Source organism: Brevundimonas sp. AJA228-03, from assembly GCF_017795885.1.
GTDB lineage: Bacteria > Pseudomonadota > Alphaproteobacteria > Caulobacterales > Caulobacteraceae > Brevundimonas.
Genome location: NZ_CP059297.1, coordinates 540,267 through 555,163, shown reverse-complemented (window position 1 = coordinate 555,163; position 14,897 = coordinate 540,267). Strand labels below are relative to the sequence as shown.

Here is a 14,897-nt window from a genome sequence, read left to right as displayed (position 1 = left end):
GCGAGCCTTGAGGCGCTACCAGGTGCCCGTGTTCGGCATCGACACCCAGGGCTCGGCCGGCGGCAGGGCCGGGCCTTCCTGAAGCAGTTCGATCGAGATGCCGTCCGGCGAGCGCACGAAGGCCATATTGCCGTCGCGGGGCGGGCGGTTGATGACCACGCCCGAGTCCATCAGGTGTTGGCAGGTCGCATAGATGTCGTCGACCCTGTAGGCGAGATGGCCGAAATTCCGGCCCCCCGTGTAGACCTCGGGGTCCCAGTTGTAGGTCAGCTCGACCTCCGGCGACCGTTCGGCGGTCGAGCGTTCCTTGTCCCGGGGGGCGGCCAGGAAGACGAGGGTAAACCGGCCCTTCTCGTTCTCCAGGCGTCGAACTTCTTCCAGACCCAGCTGGGTCGTCCAGAAATGCAGGGAGGCTTCCAGGTCGGCGACGCGGACCATGGTATGCAGATAGCGCATGGGGAAACACCCGGTGGCGAGGGGGAGGAGACGCCGCCCTTCTAGTCGGAAATCGTCAGCTTCCAAAGGGGCCAGAACGGTCCTATGCATCCCGCCGTTCAATGTCCGGGTGCGAACCATCCGTGACGGCGATCGCCGATCAGGGGGATCGGCGGACTTCCACAGGATCGACAGCCGCCATGGGCTCTCTCACTCGGGCGAACGCCGCCCGCAGCGCCGTCAAGGGCGCAGGCACCGCCAGGCCGAACACCACCAGGGGCCAGAACGTCAGCGACGTCAGCCTGGGCGAACGGCTGAAGTACGGTTTCGACAAGTCCATGGCCGGGGGCCCGGTCGCGCTTGTGGGCTGGCTCAGTCTGGTGACCCTGGTCGTCATTCTGTTCGCCGCAACCATCCTGGCGATCAGCCGGATGGGACCGGACGGCGGCTTCAACTTCTTCGAGGCGGCCTGGCAGTCCCTGATGCGGACGATGGACGCCGGGACCATGGGCGGCGACTCGGGCTGGCCATTCAGGTTCCTGACCCTGTTCGTGACGCTGATGGGTATTCTGGTTTTTTCGGCCCTGATCTCGATCATCTCGGCCGGGCTGGACGCCAAGATCGAGGAGGCCCGCAAGGGGCGCTCGCGGGTGCTTGAGAGCGACCACACCATCATTCTGAATTGGTCGGCCTCGATCTTCGACATCATCTCCGAACTGGTCATCGCCAACGAGAGCCGGAAGAATCCGCGCATCGTCATCATGGCCAGCAAGGACAAGGTCGAGATGGAGGACGAGATCGCCGACAAGGTCGAGGATCTCAAGAACACCCGGATCATCTGCCGCTCGGGCGACCCGACCGACCTGTTCGACCTCTCGATCGTCAATCCCCAGGCCTGCCGCTCGATCATCGTCGTGTCGCCGGAGGGCGTCGACGATCCCGACAGCCAGGTCATCAAGACGGTCCTGGCCCTGACCAACGACCCCAGGCGCCGCGAGGAACGCTATCTGATCGCCGCCGAATTGCGTGACGCCAGGAACGCCGAGGTCGCCCGCATCGTCGGCGGCGACGAGGTCCAGCTGGTGCTCGCCGATGATCTGATCTCGCGCATCGTGGTCCAGTCCAGCCGTCAGGCCGGCCTGTCGGCCGTCTATTCCGAACTGCTCGATTTCGACGGCTGCGAAATCTATACGACCGAGCTTCAGGACCTGGTCGGAATCACCTACGGCGAAGCGGTCATGGGATACGAGGATTCCGCCCTGATCGGCCTGCGTTATGCCGACGGCACGGTGAAGATGAACCCTCCGATGGACCTGGTCATTCCCGAGGGGGCCCGCGCCATCATCATCGCCGAGGACGACGCCTCCATCAAGCTGACCCCGCTGCCCGATGACGCCGTCGATGCCACGGCCATTCGCCGGCCCAAGGCCGTGCGTCGCAAGGCGGAGCGCACCCTGATCATCGGCTGGAACCGGCGTGGGCCGATGATCGCCTATGAGCTGTCCAAATACGTGCGGCCGGGCTCTGTCCTGACCGTGGCGGGCGATACACCGGGCTTCGAGGATGAAATTCTCGCGATGCCGCTGGGATCGAAGAACATGAAGGTCGAGGCGAAACGGATTGACACCAGCCACTCGGCCTCGATCGAGGCGCTGGACCCGGTGTCCTACGACTCCATCATGGTGCTGGGCTATTCCGACACCATGGAGGCGCAGTCGGCCGACACCCGCACCCTGATCACCCTGTTGCATCTGCGGAAACTGTCCGAGCGGCTGGGCACGCACATCAGCGTGGTCTCGGAGATGATCGACATCCGTAACCGTGAACTGGCCGAGGTCACCCGCGCCGACGACTTCGTCGTGTCCAACAAACTGGTCAGCCTGATGCTGGCCCAGGCGTCGGAGAACGAATACCTGTCGTCCATCTTCGACGACCTGCTGGATGAGGACGGCTCGGAAATCTACATGCGGCCGGTCGGCGACTATGTGGACCTGTCCGGTCCCGTCACCTTCTACACCATCGCCGAGGCGGCCCGGCAACGTGGCGAGACCGTGATCGGCTATCGCAGGAAGCGCGAGAGCGAGGACGACGATGATCGCAACATGGGCGGCGTCGTGGTCAATCCGAACAAGTCCGGGCGCATCGAATATCTGCCCGATGACCGCGTGATCGTCCTGGCCGAGGGCTGACGGCGCAGATCCGGGCGGCGGGGGTCGTGCGACACCCCGCCGCTTGGCATCGGCGAACCGCTCTGGCATTGAGACCTGTTCTCAAAAGGAGACGCCGATGCCCCTTCTGATGTGTCCCAACGACAATGCCCAGATGCAGACGCTGGATCGCAACGGCGTCCAGTTCGACATGTGTCCGACCTGCCGCGGGGTCTGGCTGGACCGCGGCGAGCTCGAAAAACTGATGGAGGGCGCGCCCGCCGCTGCGGCACCCCCGCCCCAGGTCCATGCACCGCAGAGCCAGCCATGGGGCGAGACCCGGCAGCCCTATCGCGAACAACCGCGCTATCGTGACGACGACGACCGTCACTACAAGAAGAAGAAGCGCGACAGCATCTTCGACATTTTCGACTGAGATCGGCTGAAGCGTCAGCCTTTGAGCCGGAACCGCGAGGCGGTTCCGGCAAAAGCGTGAATCAGGCTCTCACCTGTCTCTGGACCCTGATTCAGGGTATCACCGGAGTCGCGAAGCAATTATGGGGTCCAGGGTGCCGCGCCGGGTCAGGCCGTGCGACGCGGGGCCGTCAAGCCGCCAGTCCAGCCGCCTGTAGCAGGGTTTTCAACGGGGCCAGGACTTCCGGCGAGGCACTCAGTGACGCGCGGGCTTCCGGCACCCGGAACATCCTGATCGCTTCGGCCTTGGCGCGCTCGGAGGCCGGGCCGAAGGGCGCAGTTTCGCCCGCAGCCATCCTCAGCAGGGCCGCCAGCTTCTGAGGGATCGTCGCAGATGCACGCGCCAGTTGGCTCGTCAATTTGGCTTCTGCCTCGATCACGCCGCCGAGGGCTCCGATCGCGCCACCGATCTGTTCGATATCGCTCTGTGACAGGGCCGCTAACCGAACCGAGCGCTGGAGCTGGGCCAGGACCTGGAGTTTGCGGGCGGGGGTCGGACCGGGTGCGCGCATCTCGGTCTCGAACCGCAGAGAGGTCACACAGGCGACCAGCCAGCGCGCGGCGGACCGCTTGTTTGCCGATCCCGTGACGTTTTCGCACAGGCGGGTCAGCTGCTCGGCCTCGCACAGGACGGTATCGCAGGACGCGACATAGGCCTGGACGAAATCGGCCGTGACCAGGCTTCTGGAGCGCTCGATGAAGGCCGCATGGACATCCTCCGGCGTCAGCAGGCGACCTGCCGTCGCGGTCAGCGACATGGCAAGGGTCCGCAGGATGTCGATTTCGCCGGATGCATCGGACGGCCGCAGTCGCCGGGGTCCCTGAAGCTCGCGCAAGACCATTCGCGCCAGCGACGCCGCCAGGACGGGATACTCCCCGGCGTCCAGCCGCTGGCCAAGCCGGAGTGCCGCACCGTCCACGGCGGGCATCAACAGGTCCATGCGCGGATCCTGGGCGATCAGGGCCTCGATCTCGCGCGGCGCGACCATTCGGACAACAGCGGCCAGGCTCCCGCCCTGATCCAGCGCAGGGCCTAGGATTTCGGCCAGACTGGTTCGCGTGCCCAGCAGCTCGACCAGAATCTGCTCTATGGCGACCATGACCAGGGCGCGTGGCGCGCCGTCCATCGGTGCGCGATCCGCCAGATTCATCAGCCGGTCCAGCCGCGCCCGTGCGCCTCTGACGCCCACCAGGGCCCCCGAGATGACGCCGCCCATGACGAAGGCCCGGTCCGGCATACCAACCAGTCTGTGGGCCACGTCGGCCAGCGACCAGTTCGTGAGGTCGGCAAAGGTGCCCTTGCGCCCCGCTGTCAGCACCCGCTCCATCGCCTGTTCGGTCAGCTGCTGATAGTGGCGGATCAGGTCGTGCGCCGGCTGGCCCGTGGTCTGGCTTTCGGGGATGGCGATCTTCTGGATGGCATGCTGGACCTCGACACCCGACGCTTCCAGTCGCTCGACCAGGTCCGGCCGATGCAGCAGCTCGAACGGCGTGACGCCATGGCGCATCAACCAGTCTTCCAGAACCCGGCCCAGCTGCTCGCGGGCACGGGGCGTATAGAGGTCGGCCGGTACCCCGCAATTGGGCCGGTCCGCATCTTCGACAACCATTTTCCGGGGAAGCTCGGGCTCGCCGCGGGTCAGGATGGCGACGCTCTGGAACTCCTTGGTCTCGGGATCCATCGTCTCCTTGGTCACCCGAACGGCCACGGCCTCCTTGGCGCGCAGCATTTGCTCCGCGGTCTCAACGGCCTGCTGGCGGTCTTCGATCGCCTGAATCAAGGTCCAGGGCGAAGGCACCGTTTTGCGGATATAGAGTTCGTAGTGGACGGGTCCGGCCATGATCTCGCTTCGACGTTGAGCGATATCCCAACCACAAAGGGTTTAAGGTCCGGTTTCGCGAACGAAATCTGGTCAGCATCGACGTGCGGCCGTAAAGTCACCGCGTTCGCAGGCGAACGGTTACGCTTGCCGCGCGTTCAGACGCACCCGACACCGGTCGGGTCCGTTCTGAACGGAAATGACGAGGAGACCGATTTGGCCAACATCACCCTGGTGGACGACGACGAGAACATCGTCGCATCCGTTTCGCTGGCGCTGGAAAGCCACGGCCACAAGGTGGTCGCCTATCACGACGGGGCCACGGGGCTGGAAGCGCTGGAGGCGTCGCCGCCAGACCTGGCCATCCTGGACGTCAAGATGCCTCGCATGGACGGCATGGAGGTGCTGCGCCGCCTGCGCCAGACCAGCCAGATTCCCGTCATCATGCTGACCTCCAAGGACGAGGAGATCGACGAGATTCTCGGCTTCAACCTCGGGGCCGACGACTATATGCACAAGCCGTTCAGCCAGCGGCTGCTCATCGAGCGGGTGAAGGCCCTGCTGCGCCGCTCGGGTGGCGACGGCGGCGAGCCGGAACCGTCGGCCGAGGTCTCGGGCAAGGCGATCCGTCGCGGCAAGCTGTTGATGGACCCGGCCCGTCACGAAAGCACCTGGGACGGAAAGCCGGTCAAGCTGACGGTGACGGAGTTCCTGCTGCTTCAGGCCCTGGCCCAGCGGCCCGGTTTCGTGAAGAGCCGCGACAATCTTATGGACGCCGCCTACGACGATCAGGTCTATGTCGACGACCGCACGATCGACAGCCACGTCAAGCGGATGCGCAAGAAGTTCCGGGTCGTCGATCCCGAGTTCGACGCGATCGAGACCCTGTATGGCGTCGGTTATCGCTACCGCGAAAGCTGACGGTCTGGACGGGGCGGACGAGGCCCCGCTGGGCCGACGCCTGATCCGTTTCGGCGGGTCGCGGCTCGGCGGGCTGATCCTCGCGCTCAATCTGCTCAGCCTGCTGATCCTGTTCGGGGGCGCCCTTGCCCTGAACGAGTGGAATCGGGGTCTGGTCCAGGCCCGTCAGGAAAGCCTGATGGTGCAGGCCGAGCTGCTGTCGAATGTGCTGGGACAGCTCGGCATCACCGAAGGAGAGCCTGAGGCGACGCTGGACCCGATCCAGGCCAGTCGCTGGCTGCGCGACAACTTCATCCCCAGCGAGCAGAGGGCGCGGCTGTACGACAGTTACGGGCTGCTGGTGTCCGACAGTTTCGCGGTGTCGGACAAGATCCCCGGAGAACCCTTGCTCCCTGCCCTCCCGGCGGGATCTCCGGTTCGGGAAAAGGCCGATCCCGCGCGTGAGCAGGCGACCCTGTCGCGCGCAAACACGGCCCTCGGCCGGGAGATCGAGGCCGCCCTGGCCGGCGATCCCCAGGCGACCGTGCGGCGATCGGAAAATGGCAACCGCGTGGTGTCCGTCTCCCTGCCGGTGCGCCATGTGCAGCAGGTGCTGGGCGTCCTGACGCTGGAAGCGGGAGATGTCGACCAGATTCTGGCCGCGCAGCGCAAGGCGCTGGTGCCGTTTGCGCTCGTGGCCCTGGCGGTGAACCTTCTGGCAAGTCTGTTGCTGCATCTGTTCGTCGCCCGGCCGGTCAAGCGGCTGTCGGCGGCAGCGGATCAGGTCCGGCTGCAGCGCGCGCGGGCCATCTCCCTGCCCGATCTGGAGGATCGTCGCGACGAGATCGGCGATCTGGCCCGTTCGCTGGAGTCCATGACCGAGACCCTGTCGGCCCGGATGGACGCGATCGAACGGTTCGCCGCCGATGTCGCGCACGAGATCAAGAATCCGCTGACTTCGATCCGTTCGGCCCTGGAAACCCTCGATCTGGTCAAGGACAAGGAGCAGCGCGACCGCCTGACGGTCGTCCTGCAACAGGATGTGAAGCGACTGGATCGGCTGATCACCGATATCTCCAACGCCTCTCGACTGGATGCCGAACTGTCGCGGGACCGCCCGCGCCCGGTCGATCTTGCGGCCCTGCTGACCGATATCGTGGGTGTCTACGAGACCACCGGAAAGCCGGGCGAGGCCCCCGTGCGTCTGGACATCGCGCCGGACGGTCCCGCCCGCGTCCTGGGACGGGATGGTCCGCTGGGACAGGTGTTCCGCAATCTGATCGACAATGCCCGGTCCTTCAGCCCGCCCGGCCGCGCGGTGCGGGTGACGATGCGCCGCGACGACGCCGATCCGGACCGCCTTCTGGCCATCCGTGTCGAGGACGACGGCCCGGGCATCCCGACCGAGAACCTGGAGACGGTGTTCGAACGCTTCTATACGTCGCGGCCGCGCGGTACGGCTTTCGGGTCCAACTCGGGCCTCGGCCTGTCGATCGTGCGCCAGATCGTCGAGGCCCACGGCGGGCGCGTGGTCGCCAGCAATCGTGCCGGCCCGGACGGCACGAACCAGGGGGCGATCTTCGAGGTCACCCTGCCGGCGGCGGGTCGCCGGGGGTGACGCCATCCGGCCTCCCCCCACCCCTTCATGCCACGGCGATCACGACCTTCGTCGGGGGCCGATGGCGGGGGGCGTTGCTCACCGGGGGCTCGGGCAGCGGCAAGAGCGATCTGGCGCTGCGCCTGGTGGCCCGTGGCTGGCGACTGGTCGGAGATGATTATGTACACGTCTGGGCCTCCGAAGGGCGGCTTTTCGCCGCGCCGGTCGAAACCATCGCCGGACAGATCGAGGCGCGCGGACTGGGCATCCTGGCCCTGCCGCATCGCCCCGCGAGCCGGATTTCCCTGCGCGTGGATTGCGCCCGGGAGACCGTCGAGCGCCTTCCCGTGCCGCAGACGACCGCCATCGCAGGCGTGACCATCGCGCACATGCCACTCGACATACGGCCGGTCTCGGCGGTGGAAACCCTGGCCCTCGCCATCAGTCGGCTTTGACCCGACGCGGGTTTCCTTTATCTAGGCCCGCTTGCGGATCGGACCGGGGGGCCTCCGATGCAGTGTGAACGGGATGTTTCGCAGTTGAACGCCTTCAGGATGGGGTCGGCATGATCGGCCTGGTGATCGTTACGCACGGCGGACTGGCGTCGGAATTCCTGTCCGCGATGGAACACGTCGTCGGCCCGCAGCGCGGGGTCGCGGCCATCTGCATCGGGCCGGAAGACGACATGGAACGCCGCCGCCGCGACATCGTCGACGCCGCGGCTGCCGTGGACGACGGCTCTGGCGTCATCCTGTTGACCGACATGTTCGGCGGTACTCCGTCGAACCTGGCCATCTCGGTGATGGAGCAGACCCATGCCGAGGTCATCGCCGGTCTGAACCTGCCCATGCTGATCAAGCTGGCCAGCGTGCGCACGCGCGAGAGCCTGGAGACCTGCGTCGCCCATGCCCAGGACGCGGGCCGCAAATACATCTCCGTGGCCTCCTGGGTCCTGGCGGGCGAGAAATAGCCGTGGGCCAGACCGTTCCGACCGCGCGGACCACCGCCAACATCTGCAACACCCGGGGCCTGCATGCGCGGGCGTCGGCCAAGTTCGTCAAACTGGCCTCAAGCTTTGAATCGGAAATCCGGGTGGCGCGCGATGGCACGACCGTGGACGCCCGCTCCATCATGGGCCTTCTGATGCTGGGGGCCGGGAACGGCTGTTCGATCGAGGTGACCGCCCAAGGCCCGGACGCCGAGGCGGCCATCGAAGCTCTGGGCGATCTGGTCGCCCGCCGCTTCGACGAGGAAATCTAGACCCTCTGACGACTATCGGTCGGCACGCGGCCGGTCGGGGACGGCCCGTCTGGTGCCGATGTGGGCCTGACCCCGTTCTGCGGCGAGGCGGACCTGGCGGTCCCGCTCCAGAGCGCCCGTCCGCCGTTCCTCGGTCCGGCTGTCGTGACATCGGTCGCAGCAGACACCCTCCACGAACCTCGGCGATGCCCGTCCAGCCTCACTGACCGGCATGCGACAGCCCCGGCACAGGCTGTGCGTCCCCGGCTCCAGCCCATGGCCGACCGCGACCCGCTCGTCGAAGACGAAGCACTCGCCGCGCCACAGGCTTTCGCTTTCGGGTACCGTCTCCAGATAGCGCAGGATTCCGCCCTGCAGGTGGTGCACGTCCGCGACCCCTTGTGCCTTCAGCCAGGCGGTTGCCTTCTCGCAGCGGATTCCGCCGGTACAGTACATGGCGACCCTGGGCGGAACGGGTCGGTCCAGCAGGGCGCGACCCTCGCGCTCGAACCAGTCGGGAAAGTCGCGAAACGTGCGCGTATTGGGCTGCACCGCGCCGACGAAGGCCCCGACGTCGGCCTCATAGTCATTGCGGGTATCGATCACGACCGTATCCGGATCGGCGATCAGGGCATTCCAGTCCTCCGCAGCGACATAGGTCCCGGCGTCCAGCACGGGGTCGATGCCCGGCTGGCCCAGGGTCACGATCTCGGGCTTCACGCGGACCTTCAGACGGTGAAAGGGCGGGGTCGAAGCGTGACTGTACTTGACCTCCAGATCGGCAAACCCCGGCCTTGCGCGCAGTCCCCGGACGACGCGATCAACCGCGTTCGCCGGTCCGGCGATGGTTCCGTTGACGCCCTCGTGCGCGACGAGCAGCGTACCGCGCACGTGGTCGCCGCAGAGGGTCTCGAGCCAGGCACGCAAGGCATCTGGATCGGCCACGGGCGCGAACCGGTAGAGGGCAGCCACGTGGATCGAATGTTCTGTCATCGCAGCCCCTTCCGGCCTGCCCTTCGAAGCGCACCGGCGCGAGGCAGGGTGGTGGAGCCGAGGGGAGTCGAACCCCTGACCTCGTCATTGCGAACGACGCGCTCTACCAACTGAGCTACGGCCCCGTTACCGGGTGAAGGCGAGGGCGGGACATAGGCGGCGGGACCGGGGAGTGTCAACGGGCCGCTGGCCCCGGGCCTCAGATCGCTTGGCCTTTGGCTCTCCCGGAGCTAGGAAGCGGACACAGGCGTTTTGGAGACGATCGTGGGCATCGGCGGCGGCATTGCAGGGTTCATCTATTTCATCGTCGATCAGCTGTTTTTCCTGCTCTGGCTCGCCATCATCGTTTCAGCGATCCTGAGCTGGTTGTTCGCCTTCGACGTGATCAACTATCGCAACCGGTTCGTCGGACAGCTGGCCAATTTCCTCGATTCCGTCGTGACGCCGGTGCTGGCACCCCTGCGCCGGTTCATTCCTCCGCTGGGAGGCATGGACATCACACCCATCATCGCCCTGCTCATCATTTCAGGGATCCGAACCTACCTCCTGCCTCCATTCGGCAATGCGCTGGCCCTGATTTTCTCCGGTGGGATATAGTCACGCCCTGACGGCGTATGCCGCATCGCGGCATTCCAGCCTTGCGCCGCGTCGATAGGCTCTTAAGGTGCCGACGACCGGGCGAAACGCCGTTGCCGACCACGACTTCATGACTTCCTCGATCAAGACAGTGGCCATCATCGGCGCAGGCCAGATGGGAGCGGGGATCGCCCAGGCCGTCGCGCTGGGCGGTTACCGCGTCAACCTGTTCGACGTCGAGGCCGCCCGCCTGCCCGCCGCGATCGGGGCGATCGGGGCGAGCCTGGCCCGCCAGGTCGCCCGGACAACCCTTACCCAGGCCCAGGCCGACGAGGCTCTGGCCGCGATCGCGGGCATCGGCACCCTGGCCGAGGCCGGCGACGCCGATCTGGTCATCGAGGCGGCGGTCGAGGACGAGGCGATCAAGAAGGCGGTCTTCGCCGATCTGGTTCCCCATCTGGGGCCCGACACCCTGCTGGCCTCCAACACATCCTCTATTTCGATCACCCGGCTGGCCTCGGCGACGGACCGGCCGGACCGGTTCATCGGCCTGCACTTCATGAAGCCCGCTCCGGTGATGAAGCTGGTGGAGATCATCCGCGGCATCGCCACCTCGGCCACCACCTATGAGGCCGCCGTCGCCTTCGCCGAGAGCCTGGGCAAGACCACCACCAATGCCGAGGACTTTCCCGCCTTCATCGTCAACCGCATCCTGGTGCCGATGATCAACGAGGCGATCTATGTGCTGTACGAGGGCGTCGGCAACGTCGCCTCGATCGACAAGGCGCTGAAGCTGGGGGCCAACCATCCGATGGGGCCGCTGGCCCTGGCGGACTTCATGGGGCTGGACGTCGTCCTGGCGATCATGAACGTGCTGTACGAAGGCCTGGCCGACAGCAAATACCGGCCCTGCCCGCTGCTGGTGAAATATGTCGAGGCCGGCTGGCTGGGGCGCAAGTCCGGGCGCGGCTTCTACGACTATTCCGGCGACGTTCCGGTCCCCACGCGCTGATGGTCCGGTTCGACACACCGTCCAGCTTTCCCGGCCAGACCGCCGTCAACTGGCGGCGGACGCGCCCGGCCATCGCCCTGGCGATCCTGGCCGGCGTGCTGTGGCCACCCTTCATCCTGACGTTTCTGGTCTGGCCGCCACAGAACTGGATGCCGGGTCGCGACTTCGATTTCCGCCTGCTGGCCGTGATGATCGGCCTGGTCGGCGTGCCGCTTGGTCTATGGTTGATCGCGCGGGAACGTCGGCGGACCGGTCGTCCGGGCACGCGGCTGGGTATCGTCTGGCGGTTCATGTTGTATGGCGGGCTTCTGGCCGCCTCGCTGCAGGTCGTGCTGGCGCTGACCATGACCATCCTGGGCTGGTTCGGATCGGCCAATCCGCTGGAGGCTGTCGGGTCGACCGAGACCGTGCTGTTGATCTACGGCGTGGGCGGACTGCCCGTCGCGATCCTGGTGGGGGTCAGCTATGCCCTGTGGGCGGGGTTGTGCGCCGCCTACCTCGCCTTCACGCCCGCGCCTGAAACGGTCCGCGACCGTCTGGGCGTCATGAGACAGGCTCCGCGCGCCTGATCCCGAACCGGGCAGATTAAGCCGAATTCAGTTTACGACGTCACGTTCCACAGCAAGGTTGCGACCTTATCTCGGGGGAACTGAACCATGTCCATGCCAGCCGAGGCGTTGAACACGCCGACGTCCGGGAGCCTGACCCCCGTAACGCCGAAAGACCGCATTTTCCAGCTCGACATGCTGCGCGGGTGGGCGATCCTCGGAATCCTCGCCGTCAATGCCATGGCCTTCGCCTGGCCCATGGCTGCGGAAATGGCGACGCGGGATCCGTTCGGCCATACCGGTGGCGACGCATGGGGTCAGTGGGCGGTCGATGTCTTCTTCCAGGACAAGTTCCGCACCCTGTTCACCATGCTATTCGGCGTGTCCGTGTTCCTTGTGGGAGGCGAGCGGCAAGACCGCGATCGGGGACGTCTGCTGCGCCGCCGCCTGTTCTGGCTGGCGGTGTTCGGCCTGATCCACGGGATCGCGATCTGGTACGGCGACATCCTGCTGCATTACGCCTCCTGCGGTCTGGTCATGCTGCTGGTCCGGTCCTGGAGCCCGGGACGACTGCTTTGGGCCGGTGGGTCGATCTCGGCCATCTGGATGCTCTTCGCAACGGCCACCCCCCTGCTGCTGGGCGCCCTCGGTCCGGAATTCTCCGCCAAGATGGCGGCCGGCTCCCCACAGGTCACGATGGAGCAGATCAATGCCGCCGTCGCGGCCTATCAGGTCGGCGGCATGGCACCCTGGATCGAGAACCTGAAGGCATGGGCCACGCTGGCCGTGATGAGCCTGTTCCTGATCCCGGTATCGGTGCCGCTGATGATGGTTGGCCTGGGTCTGTTCAAGAGCGGCTTCCTGACTGGCCGGGCACCGGTCGCACTCTACATCCTGCTTGTCGGCATCGCCGCAGCGATCCTGGCCGTCGACGCCTGGGCCAGCGCGCCGGGCAGGGTGGCTGCGAGCCTGCCGATCAACGGGCTGGACAGCGCGGCCGGGGGCATGGCACCGCTGATCACGATCGGCTACATCTCCATGCTGCTGCTGTTCAGCCTTGTCGGGCTCAGAGTCTTCACGGATCGGCTCGTGCCGGTGGGCCGGATGGCGTTCACCAACTATCTGACGCAGTCGCTCATTATGGCCAGCGTCTTCTACCTGCCCGGGGGCCCCGAATGGATGGGCACCCTGGGGCCTGCGGGCCTGTGGCCGATTGTAATCGCCATCTGGGCGCTGCAGTTGATCTGGTCGCCGTTGTGGCTGTCGGCGTTCCAGATGGGGCCGCTGGAATGGGCCTGGCGATGCCTGACCTACGGGCGGCTGGTGCCGATCCGCAAATAGGAGCCGGGAGAACGGTCTGCGGCCGCGCGACCCTCGACCCTCGACACTCGACACTCTAGAAGCCCGGCCATGACCGACGCCGCGCCGCTCCCTGCCCGCCCCGAAGCCCGAAGCCCACGTGGCTTCGCCGATCGCCGCGGCCCGGGCCTGATCGCCGAGCGCCGCATCGTCCAGCGGGTGTCGGAGGTCTATGAGCGCTGGGGGTTCGAGCCGCTCGACACCGGGGCGTTCGAGTATGCCGATGCGCTCGGAAAATTTCTGCCCGACGCCGACCGTCCGAACGAGGGGGTGTTCGCCCTCCAGGACGACGACGATCAGTGGATGGCGCTGCGCTATGATCTGACCGCGCCGCTCGCCCGCTTCGCGGCGGAGAATTGGGAGACCCTGCCCAAGCCCTTCCGTCGCTATGCCTTCGGGCCCGTGTGGCGCAACGAAAAGCCGGGGCCGGGGCGGTTCCGCGAATTCACCCAGTGCGACGCCGACACCGTCGGCTCCGACCGTCCCGAGGCCGATGCCGAGATCATCGCCATGGCCTGCGAAGGTCTTCAGGCGGCCGGGCTCCCGCCGGGTCAGGCCGTGGTCCGGGTCTCGAACCGGAAGCTGTTCGACGGCCTGTTCGAGGCGGGCGGCGTCACCGATCCGGCCCAGCGCCTGACCGCGCTGCGGGCGATCGACAAGTTCGACCGTCTGGGCTGGTCGGGGGTTGCAGCCCTGCTGGGCGAGGGCCGTCTGGACGAGAGCGGCGACTACACAAGGGGTGCCAATCTGCCGCTCGGCGTGGCCACGACTATCGAGGCCTTGCTGGGGTGTGCCAGCGACGGAGCGCAGACGCGGGCCGGGACGCTTGATGTCATCGCCCGCTGTGGCGGGCTGGGCGCGGCAGGCGAGGCCGCGCTCGAAGAACTGGCCGGGATCGACCGGGCGCTGGGCACCATGCGGGTGAGCCAGGATGCGGTCCGCTTCGACCCGACCATCGTGCGGGGGCTGGAATACTATACCGGCGCGGTGTTCGAGGCGGAGCTGTTGCTGGAGACCACCGACGACAGGGGGCGGCCCGTGCGGTTCGGCTCGATCGGCGGCGGGGGGCGCTACGATGATCTGGTGGCGCGGTTCACGGGCGAGTCCACGCCGGCGACCGGCTTCTCGTTCGGCGTTTCGCGACTGGCCTCGGCGCTCCGGGCCGCCGGGCGAACCGACGGTGCGACCCGGGGCCCCGTGGTGGTCATCGTCTTCGGCCAGGACGACATGCAGGCCTATCTCGATGCGGTTTCGGAACTGCGCGACGCGGGGATCGCGGCCGAACTCTATCTGGGTCGGGCAGGCATGAAGGCCCAGATGAAATACGCCGATCGGCGTGGCTCTCCGGCCGTCGTCATGCTGGGCGGAGACGAGATTGCGGCCGGTCAGGTGACGATCAAGGACCTTGACGCCGGTCGCCAGCTGGCCGCCGGGGTCGCCGACAATGACGTCTGGAAGGCCGAGCGCCCGGGCCAGATCACGGTGGCGCGAAACGCGCTGGTCACGGCCATCCGCAGCATTATCGACGTTTCTTCGATAACCTGAGCCTTGACGCCTGACTTATCGACGATAAGTCATCAAACCATCTCAATAGCCGTGCGGTTTGATTGACTTGTCCCCGCCCGAGCGGTCATTTGACAACACTCGAACGGCGCGGCGCTGAAAGGCGCAGTCGCTGGACGAAGGCGTTTCGGGGAGGAAACGTCCGCTCCACAGAGAGCGAGAAAGCCCGCTGCGATGTATCCCCCGCAGCGGGCTTTTTCACGTCCTGATCCCGGGCGAGCGCTCGACGCGTTG

Annotated in this window: 15 protein-coding genes and 1 tRNA gene; 12 read left to right on the top strand and 4 right to left on the bottom strand. The window is 66.5% G+C overall.

What is annotated here, in order from left to right:
* Positions 1 to 15 precede the first annotated feature (15 nt).
* Complete coding sequence (locus tag HZ989_RS02890; RefSeq protein WP_209322151.1) at positions 16 to 456, bottom strand: VOC family protein; 441 nt, start codon at positions 454 to 456, stop codon at positions 16 to 18.
* Positions 457 to 635: 179 nt separating this feature from the next.
* On the opposite strand from HZ989_RS02890, the gene HZ989_RS02885 reads away from it, so the two are divergent.
* Positions 636 to 2,624, top strand: coding sequence for a hypothetical protein (locus tag HZ989_RS02885; protein WP_209322150.1), 1,989 nt, complete (start codon positions 636 to 638; stop codon positions 2,622 to 2,624).
* 97 nt (positions 2,625 to 2,721) lie between these two features.
* A complete protein-coding gene (locus HZ989_RS02880; RefSeq protein WP_209322149.1) occupies positions 2,722 to 3,018 on the top strand; it encodes a zf-TFIIB domain-containing protein in 297 nt (98 codons plus the stop codon).
* Positions 3,019 to 3,187: 169 nt separating this feature from the next.
* On the opposite strand, the gene HZ989_RS02875 is transcribed toward HZ989_RS02880, so the two are convergent.
* On the bottom strand, positions 3,188 to 4,897 hold the full coding sequence (locus HZ989_RS02875; protein ID WP_209322148.1) for a hypothetical protein: 1,710 nt from the start codon (positions 4,895 to 4,897) through the stop codon (positions 3,188 to 3,190).
* Between the two features lie 195 nt (positions 4,898 to 5,092).
* On the opposite strand from HZ989_RS02875, the gene HZ989_RS02870 reads away from it, so the two are divergent.
* The 5 genes from HZ989_RS02870 (at position 5,093) to HZ989_RS02850 (ending at position 8,633) form a co-directional block, all read left to right on the top strand.
* Entirely contained in the window at positions 5,093 to 5,797 is a 705-nt protein-coding gene (locus HZ989_RS02870) for a response regulator transcription factor (RefSeq protein WP_209322147.1), read from the top strand.
* Positions 5,766 to 7,394, top strand: coding sequence for an ATP-binding protein (locus HZ989_RS02865; RefSeq protein WP_209322146.1), 1,629 nt, complete (start codon positions 5,766 to 5,768; stop codon positions 7,392 to 7,394). The genes HZ989_RS02870 and HZ989_RS02865 overlap by 32 nt, the downstream gene beginning before the upstream one ends.
* Positions 7,395 to 7,468: 74 nt before the next feature.
* Entirely contained in the window at positions 7,469 to 7,828 is a 360-nt protein-coding gene (locus tag HZ989_RS02860) for an HPr kinase/phosphorylase (RefSeq protein ID WP_245162427.1), read from the top strand.
* Between the two features lie 110 nt (positions 7,829 to 7,938).
* Positions 7,939 to 8,343: a PTS sugar transporter subunit IIA gene (locus HZ989_RS02855; protein WP_013267681.1), complete on the top strand. Its 405-nt coding sequence runs from the start codon at positions 7,939 to 7,941 to the stop codon at positions 8,341 to 8,343.
* Between the two features lie 2 nt (positions 8,344 to 8,345).
* Entirely contained in the window at positions 8,346 to 8,633 is a 288-nt protein-coding gene (locus tag HZ989_RS02850; RefSeq protein ID WP_209322144.1) for an HPr family phosphocarrier protein, read from the top strand.
* Positions 8,634 to 8,645: 12 nt separating this feature from the next.
* On the opposite strand, the gene HZ989_RS02845 is transcribed toward HZ989_RS02850, so the two are convergent.
* Together HZ989_RS02845 and HZ989_RS02840 are read right to left on the bottom strand one after the other, a co-directional pair.
* Complete coding sequence (locus HZ989_RS02845; RefSeq protein WP_209322143.1) at positions 8,646 to 9,605, bottom strand: rhodanese-related sulfurtransferase; 960 nt, start codon at positions 9,603 to 9,605, stop codon at positions 8,646 to 8,648.
* 49 nt (positions 9,606 to 9,654) lie between these two features.
* Positions 9,655 to 9,730, bottom strand: a tRNA-Ala gene (locus HZ989_RS02840).
* A 139-nt stretch (positions 9,731 to 9,869) separates the two neighbouring features.
* Between HZ989_RS02840 and HZ989_RS02835 the strand changes: the two genes are divergently transcribed.
* The 5 genes from HZ989_RS02835 to hisS all read left to right on the top strand — a co-directional run bounded on the left by HZ989_RS02835 (position 9,870) and on the right by hisS (position 14,645).
* Entirely contained in the window at positions 9,870 to 10,202 is a 333-nt protein-coding gene (locus HZ989_RS02835; protein WP_209322142.1) for a YggT family protein, read from the top strand.
* A 109-nt stretch (positions 10,203 to 10,311) separates the two neighbouring features.
* Positions 10,312 to 11,193 carry a 3-hydroxybutyryl-CoA dehydrogenase gene (locus HZ989_RS02830; protein ID WP_209322141.1) on the top strand — a complete coding sequence of 294 codons (882 nt, stop codon included), beginning with the start codon at positions 10,312 to 10,314 and terminating at the stop codon, positions 11,191 to 11,193.
* Positions 11,193 to 11,762: a phthalate transporter gene (locus HZ989_RS02825; protein WP_245162426.1), complete on the top strand. Its 570-nt coding sequence runs from the start codon at positions 11,193 to 11,195 to the stop codon at positions 11,760 to 11,762. The genes HZ989_RS02830 and HZ989_RS02825 overlap by 1 nt, the downstream gene beginning before the upstream one ends.
* An 87-nt stretch (positions 11,763 to 11,849) precedes the next feature.
* On the top strand, positions 11,850 to 13,082 hold the full coding sequence (locus tag HZ989_RS02820) for a DUF418 domain-containing protein (RefSeq protein ID WP_209322140.1): 1,233 nt from the start codon (positions 11,850 to 11,852) through the stop codon (positions 13,080 to 13,082).
* Between the two features lie 69 nt (positions 13,083 to 13,151).
* Positions 13,152 to 14,645, top strand: a complete 1,494-nt coding sequence (gene hisS / locus HZ989_RS02815; RefSeq protein WP_209322139.1) for a histidine--tRNA ligase — start codon at positions 13,152 to 13,154, stop codon at positions 14,643 to 14,645.
* The last annotated feature ends 252 nt before the right edge of the window (positions 14,646 to 14,897 follow it).

What these genes read in the sequence shown, in the direction of transcription:
- HZ989_RS02880 (WP_209322149.1), top strand. Translation starts at nt 2,722, where the DNA reads ATGCCCCTTCTGATGTGTCCCAACGACAATGCCCAGATGCAGACGCTG.
- HZ989_RS02820 (WP_209322140.1), top strand. Translation starts at nt 11,850, where the DNA reads ATGTCCATGCCAGCCGAGGCGTTGAACACGCCGACGTCCGGGAGCCTG.
- HZ989_RS02855 (WP_013267681.1), top strand. Translation starts at nt 7,939, where the DNA reads ATGATCGGCCTGGTGATCGTTACGCACGGCGGACTGGCGTCGGAATTC.
- HZ989_RS02885 (WP_209322150.1), top strand. Translation starts at nt 636, where the DNA reads ATGGGCTCTCTCACTCGGGCGAACGCCGCCCGCAGCGCCGTCAAGGGC.
- HZ989_RS02830 (WP_209322141.1), top strand. Translation starts at nt 10,312, where the DNA reads ATGACTTCCTCGATCAAGACAGTGGCCATCATCGGCGCAGGCCAGATG.
- HZ989_RS02825 (WP_245162426.1), top strand. Translation starts at nt 11,193, where the DNA reads ATGGTCCGGTTCGACACACCGTCCAGCTTTCCCGGCCAGACCGCCGTC.
- hisS (WP_209322139.1), top strand. Translation starts at nt 13,152, where the DNA reads ATGACCGACGCCGCGCCGCTCCCTGCCCGCCCCGAAGCCCGAAGCCCA.
- HZ989_RS02890 (WP_209322151.1), bottom strand. Translation starts at nt 456, where the DNA reads ATGCGCTATCTGCATACCATGGTCCGCGTCGCCGACCTGGAAGCCTCC.
- HZ989_RS02845 (WP_209322143.1), bottom strand. Translation starts at nt 9,605, where the DNA reads ATGACAGAACATTCGATCCACGTGGCTGCCCTCTACCGGTTCGCGCCC.
- HZ989_RS02875 (WP_209322148.1), bottom strand. Translation starts at nt 4,897, where the DNA reads ATGGCCGGACCCGTCCACTACGAACTCTATATCCGCAAAACGGTGCCT.
- HZ989_RS02865 (WP_209322146.1), top strand. Translation starts at nt 5,766, where the DNA reads ATGGCGTCGGTTATCGCTACCGCGAAAGCTGACGGTCTGGACGGGGCG.